Origin of the sequence: Pseudomonas sp. B21-040 (assembly GCF_024748695.1) — a bacterium.
In the GTDB taxonomy this organism is placed as follows: domain Bacteria; phylum Pseudomonadota; class Gammaproteobacteria; order Pseudomonadales; family Pseudomonadaceae; genus Aquipseudomonas.
In genome coordinates, this window is the sequence record NZ_CP087176.1 from 5,036,488 (window position 1) to 5,054,505 (window position 18,018).

Genomic DNA, 18,018 nt, shown 5'->3' on the forward strand with positions numbered 1-18,018 from the left:
AACGGCTGTTTTCGATCGTTGAAAAGCGATGAAAAACGGCTCGATCCAGCTAGGTCGCGGCCTACACGCTCGTTCCACCTTTCACGCACAATTTACACACAGGTTTATCCACAGGCAGTACGTTGCAACACCTCCAAAAACGCACTATCTTGTACCCCGGCGCCAAAAAACCCCTACATGTAGGGTTTTAGCTTAAAAGCCCAACCACATTTCAGACCAGAAACTCAAGCGCTTTATTGCCTGTTTATGGTTGAACCAAGCACGATTTTACAAGACCAAACCGCACGTGCGGATGGCACCGTTTTTTCAGGCCAGAACAGCCGAAACGGTACGGGTGTTGCAGTCATAACTGGCACCCTTGAAAGGAATCCGGCTTCGAGCCCAGGCTCGCGGCCAAAGACTTCGGCAAGGAAGCGGCATCATTAGCCTTTTTCCTACTGTCCCGAAGTTGTTATGCCCGACACCACGTCGGTTGTAGTGCTTCAGGACAGAACGGTGGGCGCCGTAATGGTGCCCAAACAAACATAGAGAATGTGGAGACAACCCCCCATGCAAACCGACACAACTCGCGAGAACCCGCAGGGTACCTTGCCGCAGGCCGCTGATTCGACTTCGGATCTGTCCGCCACCGCGCCGGGTCAATTGCGTGTGATCAAGCGTAACGGCACTGTCGTTCCTTACACCGATGACAAGATCACCGTCGCCATCACCAAAGCGTTTCTCGCAGTTGAAGGCGGCACCGCTGCCGCCTCGTCGCGAATCCATGACACCGTGGCCCGCCTGACCGAACAAGTCACCGCGACCTTCAAGCGTCGCATGCCATCGGGCGGCACCATCCACATCGAAGAAATCCAGGACCAGGTTGAACTGGCCCTGATGCGTGCCGGCGAGCAGAAAGTAGCCCGCGACTACGTGATCTACCGCGACGGTCGCTCGAAACAACGCGCCGCCCACGCCCCGGCCGAAGAAGCCGTCAACGCTCACCCGTCGATCCGCATCACCCGCGCCGATGGCAGCCTGGCCCCTCTGGACATGGGTCGCCTGAACACCATCGTCACCGAAGCGTGCGAAGGCCTGGAAGAAGTCGACGGCGACCTGATCCAGCGCGAAACCCTGAAAAACCTGTACGACGGCGTGGCCCTGACCGACGTCAACACCGCCCTGGTGATGACCGCCCGTACCCTGGTCGAGCGTGAGCCGAACTACTCGTTCGTAACCGCCCGCCTGCTGATGGACACCCTGCGTGCCGAAGGCCTGAGCTTCCTCAACGTTGCCGAAAGCGCGACCCACCACGAGATGGTCGACCTGTACGCCAAGGCCCTGCCTGCCTACATCGCCAAGGGTATCGAATACGAATTGCTGAACCCGGTCCTGGCGTCCTTCGACCTGGAAAAACTCGGCAAGGCCATCAACCACGAGCGCGATCAGCAGTTCACGTACCTGGGCCTGCAAACCCTGTACGACCGTTACTTCATCCACAAGGACGGTATCCGCTTCGAACTGCCGCAGATCTTCTTCATGCGCGTGGCCATGGGCCTGGCGATCGAAGAGAAGCACAAAGAAGACCGTGCGATCGAGTTCTACAACCTGCTGTCGTCCTTCGACTACATGTCGTCGACCCCGACCCTGTTCAACGCCGGTACCCTGCGTCCACAGCTGTCCAGCTGCTACCTGACCACCGTGCCGGATGACCTGTCGGGCATTTACCACGCGATCCACGACAACGCCATGTTGTCGAAATTCGCCGGCGGCCTGGGCAACGACTGGACTCCGGTTCGTGCACTGGGTTCGTACATCAAGGGCACCAACGGCAAGTCCCAGGGCGTTGTTCCGTTCCTGAAAGTCGTGAACGACACCGCCGTCGCCGTTAACCAGGGTGGCAAGCGCAAAGGCGCTGTCTGTGCCTACCTGGAAACCTGGCACATGGACATCGAAGAGTTCATCGAACTCCGTAAGAACACCGGTGATGACCGTCGTCGTACCCACGACATGAACACCGCCAACTGGATCCCTGACCTGTTCATGAAGCGTGTCTTCGATGACGGCAAGTGGACCCTGTTCTCGCCATCCGAAGTACCGGACCTGCACGACCTGACCGGTAAAGCCTTCGAAGAGCGTTACGAGTACTACGAAGCCCTGACCGAATACCCAGGCAAGGTCAAACTGTTCAAGACCATCCAGGCCAAAGACCTGTGGCGCAAAATGCTGTCCATGCTGTTTGAAACCGGCCACCCATGGTTGACCTTCAAAGACCCGTGCAACCTGCGCAGCCCGCAGCAGCACGTGGGCGTGGTTCACAGCTCGAACCTGTGCACCGAAATCACCTTGAACACCAACAAGGACGAAATCGCCGTTTGCAACCTGGGCTCGATCAACCTGCCGAACCACATCGTCAACGGCAAGCTGGACACCGCCAAGCTGGAACGCACCGTGAACACCGCCGTTCGCATGCTCGATAACGTCATCGACATCAACTACTACTCGGTGCCACAAGCGAAGAACTCCAACTTCAAGCACCGTCCGGTCGGCCTGGGCATCATGGGCTTCCAGGATGCGCTGTACCTGCAGCACATTCCTTACGGTTCCGACGCTGCCGTCGAGTTCGCCGACAAGTCGATGGAAGCGGTCAGCTACTACGCGATCCAGGCTTCCTGCGACCTGGCTGACGAGCGCGGCGCCTACGAGACATTCCAGGGTTCGCTGTGGTCCAAAGGCATCCTGCCGCTGGATTCGCAACAGATCCTGATCGAACAGCGTGGCCAGAAGTACATCGACGTTGACCTGAACGAATCCCTGGACTGGGCACCGGTTCGCGCCCGTGTACAGAAAGGCATTCGTAACTCCAACATCATGGCCATCGCACCGACCGCGACCATCGCCAACATCACTGGCGTATCGCAGTCGATCGAACCGACCTACCAGAACCTCTACGTGAAATCGAACCTGTCGGGCGAATTCACCGTAATCAACCCGTACCTGGTTCGCGACCTGAAGGCTCGCGGTCTGTGGGACTCGGTCATGATCAACGACCTGAAGTACTACGACGGTTCGGTGCAGCAAATCGAGCGCATCCCGCAAGAACTCAAAGAGCTCTACGCGACTGCATTCGAAGTGGACACCAAGTGGATCGTTGACGCGGCAAGCCGTCGTCAGAAGTGGATCGACCAGGCTCAATCGCTGAACCTGTACATCGCTGGCGCTTCGGGCAAGAAGCTGGACGTGACCTACCGCATGGCCTGGTACCGTGGTCTGAAAACCACTTACTACCTCCGTGCCCTGGCTGCGACCAGCACCGAGAAGTCGACCATCAACACCGGCAAGCTGAACGCTGTTTCCAGCGGCGGCAACCACGGTGAAGATTCGGTCCTGGCAGCACCTGCCGGCCCTGCTCCAGTGCCAAAGGCTTGCGCCATCGACGAGCCGGATTGCGAAGCTTGCCAATAAGCTGAGCCGGTAGGCGTCGCAAGACGCTACTCGAAAACCCCCGATCACTCCTCTGGATTGATCGGGGGTTTTCTTTTGGCTCAAGTAAAGCGTCGACTGTGAACTGGCCTAATAATTTCGGACACCTCTTAAGGGCGATATGATTTCGCCAACTTGGAGGCTCCATGAACGAAAGAAAGGTCTATACGCGCGAGTTCAAGCTTCATGCTGCCAGCATGGTGCTTGATGATAACTGCCCGGTTTCAGATGTTTGTGCATCGCTGGATATCGGGCCCACCGCTTTACGGCGCTGGGTCGATCAGGTTCGTAAGGAACGTGAAGGGCAGCCAGTCAAAGGCACCAAGGCAATCACCGAAGATCAGCGCCAGATCCAGGAACTAAAAGCCAAGATCAAGCGCATGGAGATGGAAGCCGATATCCTAAAAAAGGCTACCGCTCTCTTGATGTCGGATCCCGATCGTTTTCGATGATCGCAGAGCTAAGAGAGTCATTCCCGACGGCTGTGGTGTGTCGTGTTTTCGGTGTGAAGCGCAGCAGCTTTTATGAGTGGATTCAGCGACGCGCCAAACCGAGGCGCAAACGCGAAGAGCTCAAGCTGAAAGTAGTTGAGCTGCACAGCGAAAGCCGCGAAGCCATGGGCTCCAGAATGATCAGTAAAGGCCTGAAATCCCAAAGCATTACAGCTGGAAGGAGTCTTGTCAGAGCGCTGATGAGAGAGGCCAATATCGTCAGTAAACAACGCCAGCCTCACCCTTTCAGATCCAAAGGAGTGGAAGCATTTGTCGCGCCCAATCGGCTCAAGCGCAACTTCAAACCGACTGCAATCGATCAGGTTTGGTGTGGCGACGTCACCAGTTTGATGGTGGGCAAACGTTGGGTTCATCTGGCCATCGTGATCGATCTGTATGCCCGAAGGGTTATTGGCTGGGCATTTTCTCTGGTCAATGACGCCAACTTGGTCAGCAAAGCGCTGCGTATGGCGACAGAGGTACGAACGTGTCCTCCTGGGCTGATGTTTCACTCAGATCAGGGATGTCAGTACACCAGTCGCAAGTTTCAAGAAGAGCTGCTGCAACACGACATTTTGCAAAGCATGAGTCATCGCGGGCAGTGCTGGGATAATGCGCCGACAGAACGCTTTTTCGGCACGCTCAAGTCAGAGTGGGTGCCTCGTGGCGGTTACAGCCTGATCGAGGAAGCCAAAACCGATATCGTGCGCTTCTTCATGTACTACAACCGCACCAGACTCCATAGCTATAACGACTACCTGTCGCCAATAGCCATGGAGCAAAAAGCGGCATAAACACCGTAATCGGTGTCCGAGATTACTTGACCAGTTCACTGTGCCACCCAATCGCGGGCAAGCCCGCTCCCACAGTTGATCGCATTCCTCCGGGCCAACTCGGTCCCCTGTGGGAGATTGCTCGCGATGAGGCCAATACAGACAACCAAAATGTCAGCACCTGAGACAAATCCCGTCCATAAAAAAACCCCTCTTTCGAGGGGTTTTTTATGCAGCGCTATCAGGCATCAAGTCATCTGAATGATGGTCTGCATGATGGTGCTCTGGGTGGAGATGGTCTTGGCGTTCGCCTGGTAGTTGCTCTGCGCCTTGATCAAGTCAACCAGCTCGTTGGTCAGGTTGACGTTGGACTCTTCCAGCGAGTTGGATACAACCGAACCCAGCGTACCGGTTTTCGGTGCATCGATGCCAGGCACGCCTGAAGCGAAGGTTTCTTTCCAGGCAGTACCACCGATTGGCTGCAGGCCTTGTTCGTTGGCGAAACTGGCAATGGCTACCTGGCCGATGGCCTTGGTTTGCTGGTTGGTGAAGTTGGCGGTCATGACACCGCTTTCGTCGATGGTCAGGCTGGAGATCTGGCCGGTCGCGTAACCGTCCTGATACTGCGCAGTACGTGCGGTTGGCGAAGCGTACGAAGTGGTTTTGGTCATGTCGAACGCGATACCGGCCGCGGCTGCGTCCGAACCGTTCAGGGCCCAGGTCGGCGGGTTGGTGTTGGCGTTAACCATCACGCCCGGCTTCCAGCCTGTCATGGTCAGGGTGGTACCGGTTTGCGTCCAGCCAGCACCGCCCGTCAGCGTCTTGATGGTGCCATCAGGATTGAAGGTGATATCAGCCTGGATCGGCACCGGTGGCTCAGCCAGTGGGTTGGTTGGGCTACGGCCGTCCATGTAGGTGTAAACAGTCCAGGAGTTGGACGCCGCATTTTTAACGTAAAACTGATCCATCGTGTGCTGGTTACCCTGCGTGTCGTACACAGGGGTGGAAATGGTCTTGTTGTAGCTGTTGGTGTCTTTGACGTTGAACGGGGTCACTGTTGGCAGTGGATCCGAGGAGTTCACGTTCATCGTCTGGTCGACACGAGTGGTCGCGTGTGGCGCCAGGCTCGAGGTGTCGATTTTCAGGTCGGTCAGCACGCCGTTGATGATCTTGCCGTTGGCGTCTACGCCAAAACCCTGCAAGCGGCGGCCGTTGTTGTCGACCACGTAGTTCTGGGCGTCAGTCTTGAACGCACCGGCACGGGTGTAACTCAGCGAGCCGTTGTCGCTCATGACGAAGAAACCGTTGCCCTGGATACCCATGTCCAACACGTTGCCGGTGTTGTTCACGTCGCCCTGGCCGAACTGCTGGGAAACGTTGGCCAGACGCACGCCGTTGCCGACGGTCTTGCTGCCGGTACCCAGGCGCGTGGCCGAGTACACGTCTTCGAATTCTGCACGGGACGATTTGAAACCGGTGGTCGCGACGTTGGCGATGTTGTTGCCGGTTACGTCCAGTTGTTTGTTGGCTGCATAGAGACCGCTAAGGCCGATATTGAAAGACATATTCCACTCCTTTGTGCCGTGTTAGTCGGCTCTATATACCAATGGTCTGTACTTTGGACAGGGCAACACTGCCCAGGCCTGCCAGGTTCAGCATCAACTCACCGCCGGTCTGGCTGATGGTCACGCTGTTGACGGTTGCCGGCAGGTAAGTCACCAGCGAGGTCGCCTTGCTGTCGTAAGTCGCGGTAGCTGCAAACTTGTAAGTGCCAGCCTTGGCCACTTCGCCCGCATCGTTCTTGCCGTCCCAGATGAAACCGGCGTTGCCGGCCTGCTGGCTGCCAAGATCGATGGTGCGAACGACTTTGCCATCGGTATCCGTGATCTTGACCGTCACCGGATTCGTCGAGGCCGGTACGACCGCCGTACCGTTGAAACTCTTGGAGGTATCGACCACTGCGGTATCGGTCTGGGCAACCACCGAACGCCCCACCAGCGAAGACGCTTGCAACGCTTGCGAGGAGTTGTAGTTGCCGGCAATGCCGCTGACGGTATCGTTCAGCGTGGTGATGCCTTCCAGGCTGCTGAACTGCGCCAACTGCGCGACGAACGCGCCGTTGTCCTGCGGCTCCAACGGGTTCTGGTTTTTCAGCTGGGTCACCAGCAACTGCAGGAACGCGTCTTTGCCCAACGCTTTCTTGCCCGTGGCGCTGCCGGTTGCGGCAGCCAGGCCATCGCTGCTGGATTTATTGGCCTTGACCGAAGAGTTGGCCAGGACATCCTTGAGGCTCACGCCACTGGTGGTATCGATAACACTCATCTGAGTCGCCCCTTATCACTGACCGAGAGTCAGGACCTTCTGCATCATGGTTTTGGCGGTGTTCATCATTTCAGCGTTGGTCTGGAACGAACGACTCGCGGAAATCATGTCGGCCATTTCTTCGACGACGTTGACGTTCGGGTAGTAGACGTAGCCCTTGGCATCGGCAGCCGGATGGTTCGGCTCGTAGCGCGCTTCAAGGTTGCTCTGGTCTTCGACCACGCCCAGCACTTGCACGCCTTGACCCGCAGCGTCCTGGCTCTGGAACAGCGAGTTGCTGCCGCCGCTCTGGCCGCCCTGGAACATGGTGGCGAATACCGGGTGACGGGCGCGATAGGTCTGGTCGATGCTCGACGAGACGGTTTCGGCGTTGGCGATGTTCGAGGCCACGGTGTTCAAGCGAGTGGTTTGAGCACTCATGCCGCTACCGGCAATGTTGAAAACACTGGATAGAGACATGACTTACTCTCCGCGCAGGGCTGACACCAGCCCTTTGAATTTGCTGTTGAGCAGGGTGAAGCTGGCCTGGAAGCCGACCGCGTTTTCCGCGTAGTTCGACTGTTCCAGTTGGGCGTCCACGGTGTTCTGGTCGATCGATGGCTGCATCGGCGTGCGATACATCAGCGACTCGTCGCCATTGCCCAGGCCTTCAGCTTCGATATGACGGCTGTTGGTCATGTTCAAGGCAAAGGTGCCGTTCTTGGTTTTCTCGTTCTGTGCAGCGAGCACTTTGGAGAATTCCAGATCCCGAGCCTTGTAGTTCGGGGTGTCGGCGTTGGCGATGTTGTTGGCCAGGACTTCGGCACGCTGAGCGCGGAAGCCCAGGGCTTGTTCGTGGATACCGAGCGCTTTATCGAAGCTGATGCTCATGTCGGGAAACCTTCGGGTGACCTGATTTTTCGTAACCAGAGATATAGCAAGCGGCGTGCCAATTCGAAAAAGCCCGAAAACCGGGGCTTTGCGGGCGGTGGCAAAGCGGCAATGCCAGAAAAGCGGCAACCGGTTTCCGCTGAATGCCGCTTTTCTGCCGCTTTCTCGAATCGTGCCTCGATTTCTCGAATCGTGCGCCGGTCGTTGTAGGAGCTGGCGATGACTGCTACGCAGCCAAATACAGCCTTCGCCAGCCGCTACCTGTTGTTTCGGGGCTTAACTGATAGGCAATAGTCCTATCAGCTAAGTTTTAATCCGATATTTTCTCTACAGAATGCATCAAAAATTCTGCCTGAAATCGGATTATTTAATGTAAGAAGTTTTACTACAGGTATCGCTCACATTGTAATTACCCAATCTTCAATCACGACATCAACAGCAAATATTCTACTGTTGATGTGGCGCCCTTGTTGCGGCATAACTAGGCGCTTCTGCTAATTGGAATTCAAATCATGGCAAGGAATGCCGCATGCAAAAATCTATCGATTTATCAAATTTTGACAGCGCTCTGAATTGGAATGGAGCTATTCCGACGATTACTGGGGTTCACAGTATTGAAACTATCGACCAAGAGCGCGACGCATATGCAAAGTTGGTAGCCGTAGCACATTCGGTGCAAGATCAGACAGGAAGTTTTTTTCGAACGGCACGGCGGGCGTGCGAAATGAAATAGAGGGGCGCATAGGCTCGTCTACTGATACCCATCCATTCAACAAACTAGAGGACGCCTTAAAAAAGAAAGCCATTATTGTCGAGCTCCTGCAACAAATTAGAATGAGTAGCAGCTGGTATGAAGCAGATAGCTTTTTTGGCATAGATGCATTGTCATTGGACAGTATGGAAAGTGCCGAGTTGTTCGCGGCTTATGTGGATACAGTAGAACACGAGGAGGAGCGCCGAGCCTATTACGAAAACTTTCTGAAATCTCTGACAGCCGCCTACATCAAACGAATCCTTGTCGAGGCTGTTTCCATTTTAGAGGACGCTTCTCCAGCTATAGATGCTGCGATCCATTCTGCCTTGGCTAGAGGTGAAACTGCCTACAGTTTCAATTTAACCCTTAGTCAATCCGCGCAGGTGGTCACTGTGGCGGGTGCCGCTACTCTCCAAAACGCGGACGGTTGGACCTTCGAGGCAGCCATCCGTAAAAGCATTTTGTTGTTGACAGGGCTGGGGGACGTACTTCTCAGTCGAGCGACGGCGATTGGGATCGGGGCTTTGCTCTATTCACCCGCTCTGGGTAACGGCGAGCGTTATCCTCAAACGGCTCTCAAACTATCTGGCAGTACAGTCTTGCCAGAAGCACCGTCTAACCTGAATGAAATCGCCGCTACCGAAGGAACCATCGACCTTCCCTACCGGATTTATGGTGACCTTGGCCAATACACCCTCGTTGCAACACCGGCGGGAGGTAGCATTTCACCAGCGGTGCCAGTTCGAGCGCTGGAGTTTGACCAGAAGACTAACAGCTACAGTTTCACCTCCGCCGACACACCGCCCATCACCCTCGGCTTTCCAATTATCCACTGGGAAAGCAGTTCGACAACTTCGCCTGCTAGATCAGTGGAAGTACCGCATTACAGTGGCGTTGAACTGTTGCCACTACTCGTGCGGCCCGAACCATTGCCTGCGTTCGAGTTACCGGATTTCAGGGATTGTATTTACTGCTTTCCGATCAACAGCGGCTTGCCGCCGATTTATGTTGTTTTCAATAGCCCTTATGAAGGGGCTACTACGAGAGGAAATTATAGCGGTCGATTTTTCAATCCTGCCAAAGCTGGAGGCTCAATCCTGGATCTGGATTGGACCAAGGCTACCGTGACGAAAGCGGGTATTAAACGAGTGAAATTGCATATTGGACGTTTCAGCCCTTCAGATGCTAATGCCATCATGGTTGATCGACTGAAAAAGATTCTCCAAGGTAAATTAGTAATCACGGCTACCGACAAACGTTTCTATACTCATGAACTCAGAGAGCTTGAACGTTTCAGAAAATTAGGAGTGGCAGACGGTATAAATCCAAATGATGAAGGCGCTATTTGGAATAGCACTCACGCTGCAACACTGGAAGACTACAAACTAAAAGACGATCCTGAGTTACTCTACACACCTGAAGCCATGGAGGCATACGGCAAACAAATTGAAAGAGAGTACAAACAATTAGGAGGAGCAAAGCGATGAGTGTCATTAAAACCATTGTATTAAACGAGAAGCCTGAAGAAGTAATCCTATTTCTTACCAAGAATGAATTAGGCATCTCTTTTCCTCAGCTGGATCGTCTCTATAGCTGGGCTAATTGGGCGCATGTTGCGGATAATATAGGGCTAATGAAAATCGTCTGGAAAATGCGTGACGCGGGTCTTGTAAAGTCTAACGGTACCGGAATTGTCAGGGGCAACAACTGGAGGGAGCCGGCATTCATGGTAGAGGGGAAATATACTTTTGAGTGATATTGCTAATCGCCTGTCACCTTCAGGGAGACGATTAGCAAGTTATGGGTGAACTCCAGGCCCGATTGAGACACATAAAAAAATCCGATGCCAGTACAGGCATCGGATTTTGACTTGCGGCCAATGGTCAAGCGAATGAGCTTACCTGATCGGCATGCCCCAGAGGGCTTCCGTTTTTATGCCGGTGGCCTTTGCATCACTTCGCCTGGTAAATGATCCCCGGGCTGCACTGGACCATCTGGTAATGATCCGGCAAACCGTTCAGCGCTTCGGACGCGCCGAGGAACAAATAGCCGCCCGGTTTGAGCGTGCTGTGAATGCGCAACAGGATGTCTTTCTTCACCTCTGCGGAGAAGTAGATCAGCACGTTGCGGCAGAACACGATGTCGAATTTGCCAAGGGCCGCGTAGCTGTCCAGCAGGTTGAACGAGCGAAACTCCACCCGGCTCTTGATCGGCGCCTTGATCGCCCAGCGTCCCGGCCCTTTTGGGTCGAAGTAACGCTGAAGACGCTCGGGCGACAGGCCTCGGCCGATGGCCAGGCTGTCGTACTCGCCGGTCTTGCAGTTGGTCAGCATGGTGCCGGACAAGTCGGTGGCTACAATCTGCGCACCCATCTTCAACTGACCCATGTTGACGCGCTCGAACTCATCGATGGACATCGACAGCGAGTACGGTTCCTGACCCGACGAGCACGCCGCCGACCAGATCCGCAGACGCTGACCGGGAGCGGCCTTGATCGCTTCAGGCAATACCTTGTTCTTCAAGACTTCAAACGGATAGGTGTCACGAAACCACAGGGTTTCGTTGGTGGTCATGGCATCCACCACCATTTCGCGCAAACCGCTGCGCGGCTGGGTCTGGATGCGCTGGACCAGCTCACCCAGGGATTTGATGCCTTGCTGTTCCATCAGTTTGTTGAGACGGCTCGAGACCAGGTACTGCTTGTTTTCACCGAGCAAAATGCCACAGGCTTTTTCCAGGAATACCCGGAACTGTTCGAAATCCAAATTACCCGTAGACAATGATGCCGCCTCTTAAATCGTGTTAACCACCAGGGGCAGAAGGCCCCTAGCTGAAATCTGCTGCTTTGATCCGGTCGACTACCCGGGATGCCAGGTCATCAGGACGGAATTTGGCAAGGAAGTCATCGGCACCGACTTTCTTGACCATCGCCTGATTGAATACACCCGACAACGAAGTATGCAGGATGATATGAAGCTTTTGCATGCGCGGGTCGTTGCGGATCTCGGCCGTCAGGGTGTACCCGTCCATTTCCGGCATCTCGATGTCGGAAATCATCATCAGGAACTCTTCCTCCGGCTTTTTCCCTTCGTCGACCAGCTTTTTCAGATAGTCCAGCGCTTGCTTGCCGTCGTTCAACGCGACCACTTCGACACCGACGGTTTGCAGGCAACGGGTCACCTGCTTGCGTGCCACCGACGAGTCATCGACCGTCAGGACCTTCAAGGACAAGGCCTTGTGCTGGGTTTCGACATCCACCACGCCGACCGAAATCACTTCCGGTGTCGGGGCCACTTCCGCGAGGATTTTCTCGACGTCGATGATTTCGACTAACTGATTGTCGACCCGAGTCACAGCCGTCAGGTAATGATCGCGCCCCGTGCCCTTGGGCGGCGGGTGAATCTCTTCCCAGTTCATGTTGACGATGCGTTCCACCGAGCGCACCAGGAAACCCTGGGTCTTGGTGTTGTACTCCGTGATGATCACGAACGGATTGCTTTGATCTTTCAGCGCGCCGGAACCGGTCGCCATCGCCAGATCAAGAATCGGAATGGTCGCCCCCCGGATGTTTGCCACACCGCACACGACAGGACTGGATTTTGGCATCAGCGTGAGTTTGGGGCATTGCAGCACCTCCCGAACCTTGAACACGTTGATCCCGTAAAGCTGCTGGCCGTCGAGACGGAACAACAACAGCTCCAGGCGATTCTGCCCTACCAGTTGCGTGCGCTGGTTTACCGCATCCATTACACCAGCCATGCACAGACTCCTACACCAACGCTTAAGTGTGTTGCGACGCACGTTAATTGCTAAACGGCACGGCGCTTGCTTTTTAACTCTTATGAACACAGAACCGACATTTTTCCGACGCCTGACATCACACGCTCGCCAAGTGCTTTGCGCGGTGTCTGCCGTCTGCCTGTTCAACGCTGGCAGCCCTGCCCTTGCTGACGCAGTTACCTTGCCTGACATGCTTATCGGCGTCACTCAGGGCTTTCTTGAGTTCACCGTAGAAGACTATTTGGCGACCAGTCAAACCGAAGGTCGTTATGAGATTGAGGTCAAGCAGCTCGATCCACGCCTGCGCATGCCCATGTGCGACAAGGAATTGACAGCCACCCTGGAGAGCCCGGCGATCCCGATTGGTCGCGTCACGGTCAAGGTTCGTTGTGACAGCACTTCCCCCTGGACGGTCTTCGTGCCCGCTCAAGTCCGCCTGTTTCGAGACGTCGTCACCACCACTCGGCCACTCAAGCGAGCCGGCTTTATCGAGCCGGGCGACGTCATGCTGCGCGAACGAGACATCAGCCTGATCGGCCAGGGCTACTTCACCTCTACGGATCAAACGATCGGACAGAAACTTACCCGACCAACGGTCGCTGGTCAGGTCCTGACGCTGGTCCACCTCGAACAGGCCGAAGTCATCACCAAGGGCGACCAGGTGGTGATTACCGCTCGCAGCGGTACGCTCAGTGTGCGCATGCCGGGCGAAGCGCTGTCGAACGGCGGCTTGCGTGAACAGATCCGGGTGAAAAACCTTAACTCCCAACGGGTTATCAAGGCGCAGGTGATCGCGCCGGGCCAGGTGGAGGTCTCCATGTAAGGCGCTCTGCTTGGTAAAGCTATGGCGCGCTGCCTGGCTGTTCCCTAAACTGTGCCGCACGCAGGAAATGCGCTGGCGCATGCAAGCTCATTGATAAATGGGTCTAAAGTTTTTGCAGGGAGAGCCGAAAACATGGCAAGCGTCCAAATACCCAGAGGTTTTTTATCATGGTCATCGATTTCAGCCGTTTGAACAGTTCCTCGCCACTGCCCGGCAGTACGCGTACCAGCGCCAACAAGGAAGCTGCCGAAGCCGGCAAATCCGCGCCGCTGAATACGGCGGCTCAACAGGCCAGTACCGCCAATATCGGGGAATCGGTACACCTCAGCGATGAGGCTCAACAGTTGCAGAAGGTCACTGACAAGCTGCGCGATCAACCTGCCGTCGACAACGCCCGCGTGGCCGAGTTGAAAGCAGCGATTGCCGATGGCAGCTATAAAGTCGACAGCAACCGTGTAGCCAGCAAACTGCTCAACTTCGAAGCCCAGCGCTAGGCCACGGCCTGCGCCAGGCTTTTGGACGCTTAAACCCCAAGGCCAGTCATGCACGATACTAATTTACTGCAACTGATCATCGACGACTTTGCTCCAGCGCAACACTTGCTGGAGTTATTGCAAACCGAGTCCCTCGCCTTGCATGGTCGCGACATGCCGCTGCTCGAAGACATTCTGGCGCGCAAACAGGCAATGATCATTCTGCTCGAACAGCATGGCCGCAAGCGCAGCGAAATCCTCGCCAGCCTCAACCTGCCCACCAATCGCCAAGGCCTGGAGCAACTCGCCAGCCAGTCGAGCGTGGGTGAGCAATTGCTGGCGCAGAGCGATGCCCTGACAGACCTTTTGGCTCAGTGCCAGGCGATCAATGTCAATAATGGTCAGTCGATCCTGATACAACAGGCCGCCACGGCCAATCAGCTGAAGATCCTCACCGGCGGCGAACCACCTGCGCTTTACGATGCCCGCGGATCAACCTCCAAATTAGCGAAGCCGCGCCCGCTCAGTCAGGCTTGATTCTGTTGAATAGCTCGCTCTATCAAGACGCGTCACATGCTGGCAATATGCTGGCTATGCGCAGTCATATTTTGTCCGGAGAATGATGAACCGTGTCCAATGCCTTAACCGCGGAAGATGCTCCGCAGCCACCGAAGGTACTCTCCACACCCATGGAGATCGCGGGTAACCTGCGGCAACTGCAAGAAAGCCATGATCCGCTGATCATCACGTTCCACGAGCGTAACCAGCGCTTCCAGAGCTATCTGGTGGACGTTGACCGTGACAACAACATGATTGCCCTGGACGAGATGGTGCCTCGCGATGGCGAACGCTATCTGCTGGCGGGCGAGTCGTTTCGGATCGAAGGCTTCCATGAGGGCGTGCGCATCGCCTGGGAAAGCAACGGTCTGCTGAACATCGACGAATCCGGCAACACACGCTGCTATCGCGGCAAACTCCCCGACCAAGTGGTCTACCACCAGCGCCGCAATGCCTTCCGGGCTGCGTTGAAGCTGGCGCAACTGGTCAATGTCGAACTGAGCGGTGAAAAGCTCAAATCGCCGGTCAGTGGCAAGTTGCTGGATATTTCCGCCACCGGTTGCAAATTGCGTTTTGAGGGCGACATCACCAGCCGCCTGCAACTGGGCCAGGTCTACGAGCGCTTCGTTGCCGCCCTGCCCTTCGGCAGCATGACCACACCGGTGGAATTGCGTTACCTGCACTTCGAAGAAAAGATCTCCACCACCTTCGCCGGTCTCCGCTTTCACAATATGAGCGGGCTGGAGCAGCGCCAGGTCGAGCGCTTCGTGTACCAGCTTCAGCGTGAAGCCCGACGCTTCGACAAAGACGATATCTGATCCAGCGCTTCAACAAAAAACGGGCAGTCCCTTGCGGAACTGCCCGTTTTTTTTATGCATCAAGGTTAGGGCCTGGCCTCAGTAAAACTTGGCTCGCGACCTGAGTCCGGGTCTTCCGGTGGCGTCGATTCGGGCTCAGGAGTCGGATCCGGATCCGGCTCCGCTTCAGGATGAACCGGGCTGTGCATCTGCTCCTGCACCACCTGCTCATCGACACGCGGGTCAAGGCACGCCACCAGCGGCGAGCTCGACATGCTGTCCGGCATCGCCACGTGATGCAGCGGCGCATCGTCGACCTGATGCAGGTTGGTGACCGCTTTCGGGCGGATCCGCCACACCAGCACCAACGCGAAGAAACTGAAAAACGCATAAAGACTCTGGCTGCCGAACAGCTTCATCAGCACCCCGGCGACCAACGGCCCGATACTGGCGCCGACACCGTAGGTCACCAGCAACATCGCCGTCAGCGAAACCCGACGATCACCTTCGACGTGGTCATTGGAGAACGCCACCGCCAACGGATACAGGCAGAACTGCACCAGCGAGCAAAGGAAGCCGGAGATGAACAACACCTCCAACGGCACTTTCTGCAGGATCGCCAGCGGTAGCGCGGCCAGTGCCAGGCTGAAGGCAAAACAACGGATCAACAGCGCCCGGTCATAACGGTCAGACAGCCAACCCAGCGGCCACTGCACCAGTAGGCCGGCAAAAATGCAGCTACCCATGAACAGACCGACCTGCTCGGTGGACAGTCCCTGCTGGGACGCATACAGCGGCGCCAGACCGTAGAACGAGCCGACGATCAACCCCGCGCCCAATACCGTGCTCAGCGACTGCGGCACGCGTTTGATGAAGAAACGCGGCTCCATCGGGGCCGGGTGCAACGGCGCCGGGTGAATCCTTCGAGTGAGGGCCACCGGCACCAGGCACAAGGCGAAACACAAGGCGACCAGCATCAGCAGTTCCAGGCCCAGGCCGGGGTGCATGACCAGTATCAGTTGACCCAGCACCAAGCCCAGGTACGAGGCGATCATATATCCGCTAAACACCATGCCGCGCTGCTTCGCGTCGGCCTGTTCGTTGAGCCAGCTCTCGATGACCATGTACTGGCACATCATGCCCAGGCCGACGATTACTCGCAGAAACAGCCAGGCCGGCAGCCAGTCGATCAAGCCGTGGCCGAGCACCGCCGCCCCGACGATCCCGGCACACGCGGCATACGCACGAATGTGCCCGACCCGGGCAATCAGTCGGTGACCGATCTTGCCACCCAGCACCAGGCCGAAATAGTTGGCCGCCATCAACGCACCCACCCACAGGCTGTCGACATGGTCGGCGGCCAGGCGCAAGGCCAGGTAAGTGCTTAACAGGCCCGAGCCGATCAACATCATCAGCGAGGCGAAATACAGCGCTCGAAAGGATTTCCAGATTTGGCGCATCGGCGTTCCGAGCGGCTCCTTGCAGTGAAGATCAGGCTAACCAAACGATAGCCCGAAGACGACGAAGCGTCAGGCCTGGGCGGCTAAAACACGCCGTTCCCAAGGGGTAATTTCATCAAAGAAGCTGGTCAGCTCCATGGACTTCGAAGCGACGTAGCCTTCGATGAACTCGGCGCCAAACAGTTCCTTCGCCAATTGACTACGTTTCAGACGCTCAAGAGACGCATGCAAGGTACACGGCAGCGAAAGATTATCCGGCACTTCGAATTCACCCTGGATCGCCTCACTCGGCTCCAGTTTTTTTTCAATGCCATACAAGCCCGCGGCCAAGCTGGCGGCGATGGCCAGGTACGGATTGGCGTCAGCCCCCGGCAAACGGTTCTCGACCCGACGAGCAACCGGCGCACTGGCCGGAATGCGCAACCCGGCAGCCCGATTGTCGTGGGACCAGCAGGCATTATTTGGTGACGCATACGGATGGCACAAGCGCTGATAAGAGTTCACGTTGGGTGCGAACAGTGCCGTGAAATCAGCCATGCCGGCCTGTTGACCGCCGATGAAGTGACGGAAAGCGGCGGTCGGCTGACCGGCTTCGTCACTGAACACATTCTTTCCGGTGGCAATGTCGACGATGCTTTGGTGAATATGCATCGAACTGCCCGGCGTGTGCGCCAGCGGCTTGGCCATGCAGACCACGGTCAGGCCATGCTTTAGCGCGACTTCCTTGAGCAGGTGCTTGAACAGCAATGTCTGGTCGGCCAGCAGCAGCGCATCACCATGCAGCAGGTTGATCTCGAACTGACTGACACCCATTTCATGCATGAAGGTATCGCGCGGCAAACCCAGCGCCGCCATGCATTCGTAGACTTCACTGAAGAACGGCCGCAAGCCGCTATTGGAACTGACACTGAACGCCGACTGACCGTCCTCGCGACGACCGTCCAGGCCCACGGGAGGCTGGAACGGTTGTGTCGGATCGGGGTTGGGCGCGAACACGAAGAATTCCAGCTCGGTCGCTACCACCGGCGCCAGGCCACGAGCCGCATAGCGCGCGATCACAGCCTTGAGCTGACCACGGGTCGACAGTCGCGAACCCTCGCCGCTCAATTCGTCCGCATCGCAAATGGCCAGCGCCCGAGGCTGCTGGCTCCAGGGCAACCGATAGATGTGCGCAACGTCCGGCACCAAGGCCAGGTCGCCATCATCGCTGCCGTAAAAACGTGCCGGCGGATAGCCGCCCATGATGCATTGCAGCAGCACACCTCGCGCCAACTGCAAGCGTCGTCCTTCGAGAAAACCCTCGGCCGTCATGACTTTGCCCCGGGGTACGCCATTCAAGTCCGGGGTGACACATTCAATCTCATCAATGCCCGCCAATCGCTGTGCGAGTGAACGATGGCCATCGGTTGTCATGACGCAATCCTTTGTTGTGCGAGCCGCGAACGGCGACCCGTA

18 protein-coding genes are annotated in these 18,018 nt (G+C 56.4%); 10 read left to right on the forward strand and 8 right to left on the reverse strand.

All coding sequences use genetic code 11. The features are described 5' to 3' along the window. Positions 1-549: 549 nt before the first annotated feature. From LOY55_RS23080 to LOY55_RS23090, 3 genes are all read left to right on the forward strand, one after another. Positions 550-3,444, forward strand: coding sequence for a ribonucleoside-diphosphate reductase subunit alpha (locus LOY55_RS23080; protein WP_077431460.1), 2,895 nt, complete (start codon positions 550-552; stop codon positions 3,442-3,444). A gap of 164 nt (positions 3,445-3,608) precedes the next feature. Then, a complete protein-coding gene (locus tag LOY55_RS23085) occupies positions 3,609-3,914 on the forward strand; it encodes an IS3 family transposase (RefSeq protein WP_046033372.1) in 306 nt (101 codons plus the stop codon). Beyond that, positions 3,911-4,747 carry an IS3 family transposase gene (locus LOY55_RS23090; protein WP_223525384.1) on the forward strand — a complete coding sequence of 279 codons (837 nt, stop codon included), beginning with the start codon at positions 3,911-3,913 and terminating at the stop codon, positions 4,745-4,747. The genes LOY55_RS23085 and LOY55_RS23090 overlap by 4 nt, the downstream gene beginning before the upstream one ends. Before the next feature lie 227 nt (positions 4,748-4,974). On the opposite strand, the gene flgE is transcribed toward LOY55_RS23090, so the two are convergent. The 4 genes from flgE to flgB are packed head-to-tail and all read right to left on the reverse strand — an operon-like array spanning position 4,975 to position 7,918. Next, positions 4,975-6,291, reverse strand: a complete 1,317-nt coding sequence (flgE, locus tag LOY55_RS23095) for a flagellar hook protein FlgE (protein ID WP_223522230.1) — start codon at positions 6,289-6,291, stop codon at positions 4,975-4,977. A gap of 31 nt (positions 6,292-6,322) precedes the next feature. After that, the gene (gene flgD, locus LOY55_RS23100) at positions 6,323-7,048 is read right to left on the reverse strand and encodes a flagellar hook assembly protein FlgD (RefSeq protein ID WP_258666882.1); all 726 of its coding nucleotides are present in this window, start codon (positions 7,046-7,048) and stop codon (positions 6,323-6,325) included. A 15-nt stretch (positions 7,049-7,063) separates the two neighbouring features. After that, positions 7,064-7,507 (reverse strand): flagellar basal body rod protein FlgC, encoded by a 444-nt coding sequence (gene flgC, locus LOY55_RS23105; RefSeq protein ID WP_046031555.1) that lies wholly within the window; start codon positions 7,505-7,507, stop codon positions 7,064-7,066. 3 nt (positions 7,508-7,510) lie between these two features. After that, the gene (gene flgB / locus LOY55_RS23110; RefSeq protein ID WP_046031554.1) at positions 7,511-7,918 is read right to left on the reverse strand and encodes a flagellar basal body rod protein FlgB; all 408 of its coding nucleotides are present in this window, start codon (positions 7,916-7,918) and stop codon (positions 7,511-7,513) included. A gap of 529 nt (positions 7,919-8,447) precedes the next feature. Between flgB and LOY55_RS23115 the strand changes: the two genes are divergently transcribed. The 3 genes from LOY55_RS23115 to LOY55_RS23125 are packed head-to-tail and all read left to right on the forward strand — an operon-like array spanning position 8,448 to position 10,428. After that, the gene (locus tag LOY55_RS23115; RefSeq protein WP_258666886.1) at positions 8,448-8,651 is read left to right on the forward strand and encodes a hypothetical protein; all 204 of its coding nucleotides are present in this window, start codon (positions 8,448-8,450) and stop codon (positions 8,649-8,651) included. After that, on the forward strand, positions 8,636-10,159 hold the full coding sequence (locus LOY55_RS23120; RefSeq protein ID WP_258666888.1) for an S-type pyocin domain-containing protein: 1,524 nt from the start codon (positions 8,636-8,638) through the stop codon (positions 10,157-10,159). The genes LOY55_RS23115 and LOY55_RS23120 overlap by 16 nt, the downstream gene beginning before the upstream one ends. Then, positions 10,156-10,428 carry a hypothetical protein gene (locus LOY55_RS23125; protein WP_258666890.1) on the forward strand — a complete coding sequence of 91 codons (273 nt, stop codon included), beginning with the start codon at positions 10,156-10,158 and terminating at the stop codon, positions 10,426-10,428. The genes LOY55_RS23120 and LOY55_RS23125 overlap by 4 nt, the downstream gene beginning before the upstream one ends. A 196-nt stretch (positions 10,429-10,624) precedes the next feature. Here the strand turns inward: LOY55_RS23125 and cheR are convergent, their stop codons facing one another. Further along, positions 10,625-11,452, reverse strand: coding sequence for a protein-glutamate O-methyltransferase CheR (cheR, locus tag LOY55_RS23130; protein WP_010457158.1), 828 nt, complete (start codon positions 11,450-11,452; stop codon positions 10,625-10,627). Positions 11,453-11,498: 46 nt separating this feature from the next. Then, complete coding sequence (locus LOY55_RS23135) at positions 11,499-12,431, reverse strand: chemotaxis protein CheV (protein ID WP_258666893.1); 933 nt, start codon at positions 12,429-12,431, stop codon at positions 11,499-11,501. A gap of 82 nt (positions 12,432-12,513) precedes the next feature. Between LOY55_RS23135 and flgA the strand changes: the two genes are divergently transcribed. From flgA to LOY55_RS23155, 4 genes are all read left to right on the forward strand, one after another. Next, entirely contained in the window at positions 12,514-13,275 is a 762-nt protein-coding gene (gene flgA, locus LOY55_RS23140; RefSeq protein WP_109785163.1) for a flagellar basal body P-ring formation chaperone FlgA, read from the forward strand. A 167-nt stretch (positions 13,276-13,442) separates the two neighbouring features. Beyond that, complete coding sequence (gene flgM, locus LOY55_RS23145; RefSeq protein WP_046031551.1) at positions 13,443-13,769, forward strand: flagellar biosynthesis anti-sigma factor FlgM; 327 nt, start codon at positions 13,443-13,445, stop codon at positions 13,767-13,769. Positions 13,770-13,817: 48 nt separating this feature from the next. Continuing rightward, positions 13,818-14,285: a flagella synthesis protein FlgN gene (locus LOY55_RS23150; protein WP_077431456.1), complete on the forward strand. Its 468-nt coding sequence runs from the start codon at positions 13,818-13,820 to the stop codon at positions 14,283-14,285. Positions 14,286-14,377: 92 nt separating this feature from the next. Further along, complete coding sequence (locus tag LOY55_RS23155) at positions 14,378-15,124, forward strand: flagellar brake protein (protein ID WP_046031549.1); 747 nt, start codon at positions 14,378-14,380, stop codon at positions 15,122-15,124. Between the two features lie 65 nt (positions 15,125-15,189). Here the strand turns inward: LOY55_RS23155 and LOY55_RS23160 are convergent, their stop codons facing one another. Together LOY55_RS23160 and LOY55_RS23165 are read right to left on the reverse strand one after the other, a co-directional pair. After that, the gene (locus tag LOY55_RS23160) at positions 15,190-16,563 is read right to left on the reverse strand and encodes an MFS transporter (RefSeq protein ID WP_258666896.1); all 1,374 of its coding nucleotides are present in this window, start codon (positions 16,561-16,563) and stop codon (positions 15,190-15,192) included. A gap of 69 nt (positions 16,564-16,632) precedes the next feature. Continuing rightward, positions 16,633-17,874, reverse strand: coding sequence for a glutamine synthetase family protein (locus LOY55_RS23165; RefSeq protein WP_258668365.1), 1,242 nt, complete (start codon positions 17,872-17,874; stop codon positions 16,633-16,635). Between the last annotated feature and the right edge of the window lie 144 nt (positions 17,875-18,018).

Coding starts and splice junctions, on each gene's coding strand:
- LOY55_RS23080 (WP_077431460.1), top strand. CDS start 550: ATGCAAACCGACACAACTCGCGAGAACCCGCAGGGTACCTTGCCGCAG.
- LOY55_RS23085 (WP_046033372.1), top strand. CDS start 3,609: ATGAACGAAAGAAAGGTCTATACGCGCGAGTTCAAGCTTCATGCTGCC.
- LOY55_RS23090 (WP_223525384.1), top strand. CDS start 3,911: ATGATCGCAGAGCTAAGAGAGTCATTCCCGACGGCTGTGGTGTGTCGT.
- flgE (WP_223522230.1), bottom strand. CDS start 6,291: ATGTCTTTCAATATCGGCCTTAGCGGTCTCTATGCAGCCAACAAACAA.
- flgD (WP_258666882.1), bottom strand. CDS start 7,048: ATGAGTGTTATCGATACCACCAGTGGCGTGAGCCTCAAGGATGTCCTG.
- flgC (WP_046031555.1), bottom strand. CDS start 7,507: ATGTCTCTATCCAGTGTTTTCAACATTGCCGGTAGCGGCATGAGTGCT.
- flgB (WP_046031554.1), bottom strand. CDS start 7,918: ATGAGCATCAGCTTCGATAAAGCGCTCGGTATCCACGAACAAGCCCTG.
- LOY55_RS23115 (WP_258666886.1), top strand. CDS start 8,448: ATGCAAAAATCTATCGATTTATCAAATTTTGACAGCGCTCTGAATTGG.
- LOY55_RS23125 (WP_258666890.1), top strand. CDS start 10,156: ATGAGTGTCATTAAAACCATTGTATTAAACGAGAAGCCTGAAGAAGTA.
- LOY55_RS23135 (WP_258666893.1), bottom strand. CDS start 12,431: ATGGCTGGTGTAATGGATGCGGTAAACCAGCGCACGCAACTGGTAGGG.
- flgA (WP_109785163.1), top strand. CDS start 12,514: ATGAACACAGAACCGACATTTTTCCGACGCCTGACATCACACGCTCGC.
- flgM (WP_046031551.1), top strand. CDS start 13,443: ATGGTCATCGATTTCAGCCGTTTGAACAGTTCCTCGCCACTGCCCGGC.
- LOY55_RS23150 (WP_077431456.1), top strand. CDS start 13,818: ATGCACGATACTAATTTACTGCAACTGATCATCGACGACTTTGCTCCA.
- LOY55_RS23160 (WP_258666896.1), bottom strand. CDS start 16,563: ATGCGCCAAATCTGGAAATCCTTTCGAGCGCTGTATTTCGCCTCGCTG.
- LOY55_RS23165 (WP_258668365.1), bottom strand. CDS start 17,874: ATGACGGCCGAGGGTTTTCTCGAAGGACGACGCTTGCAGTTGGCGCGA.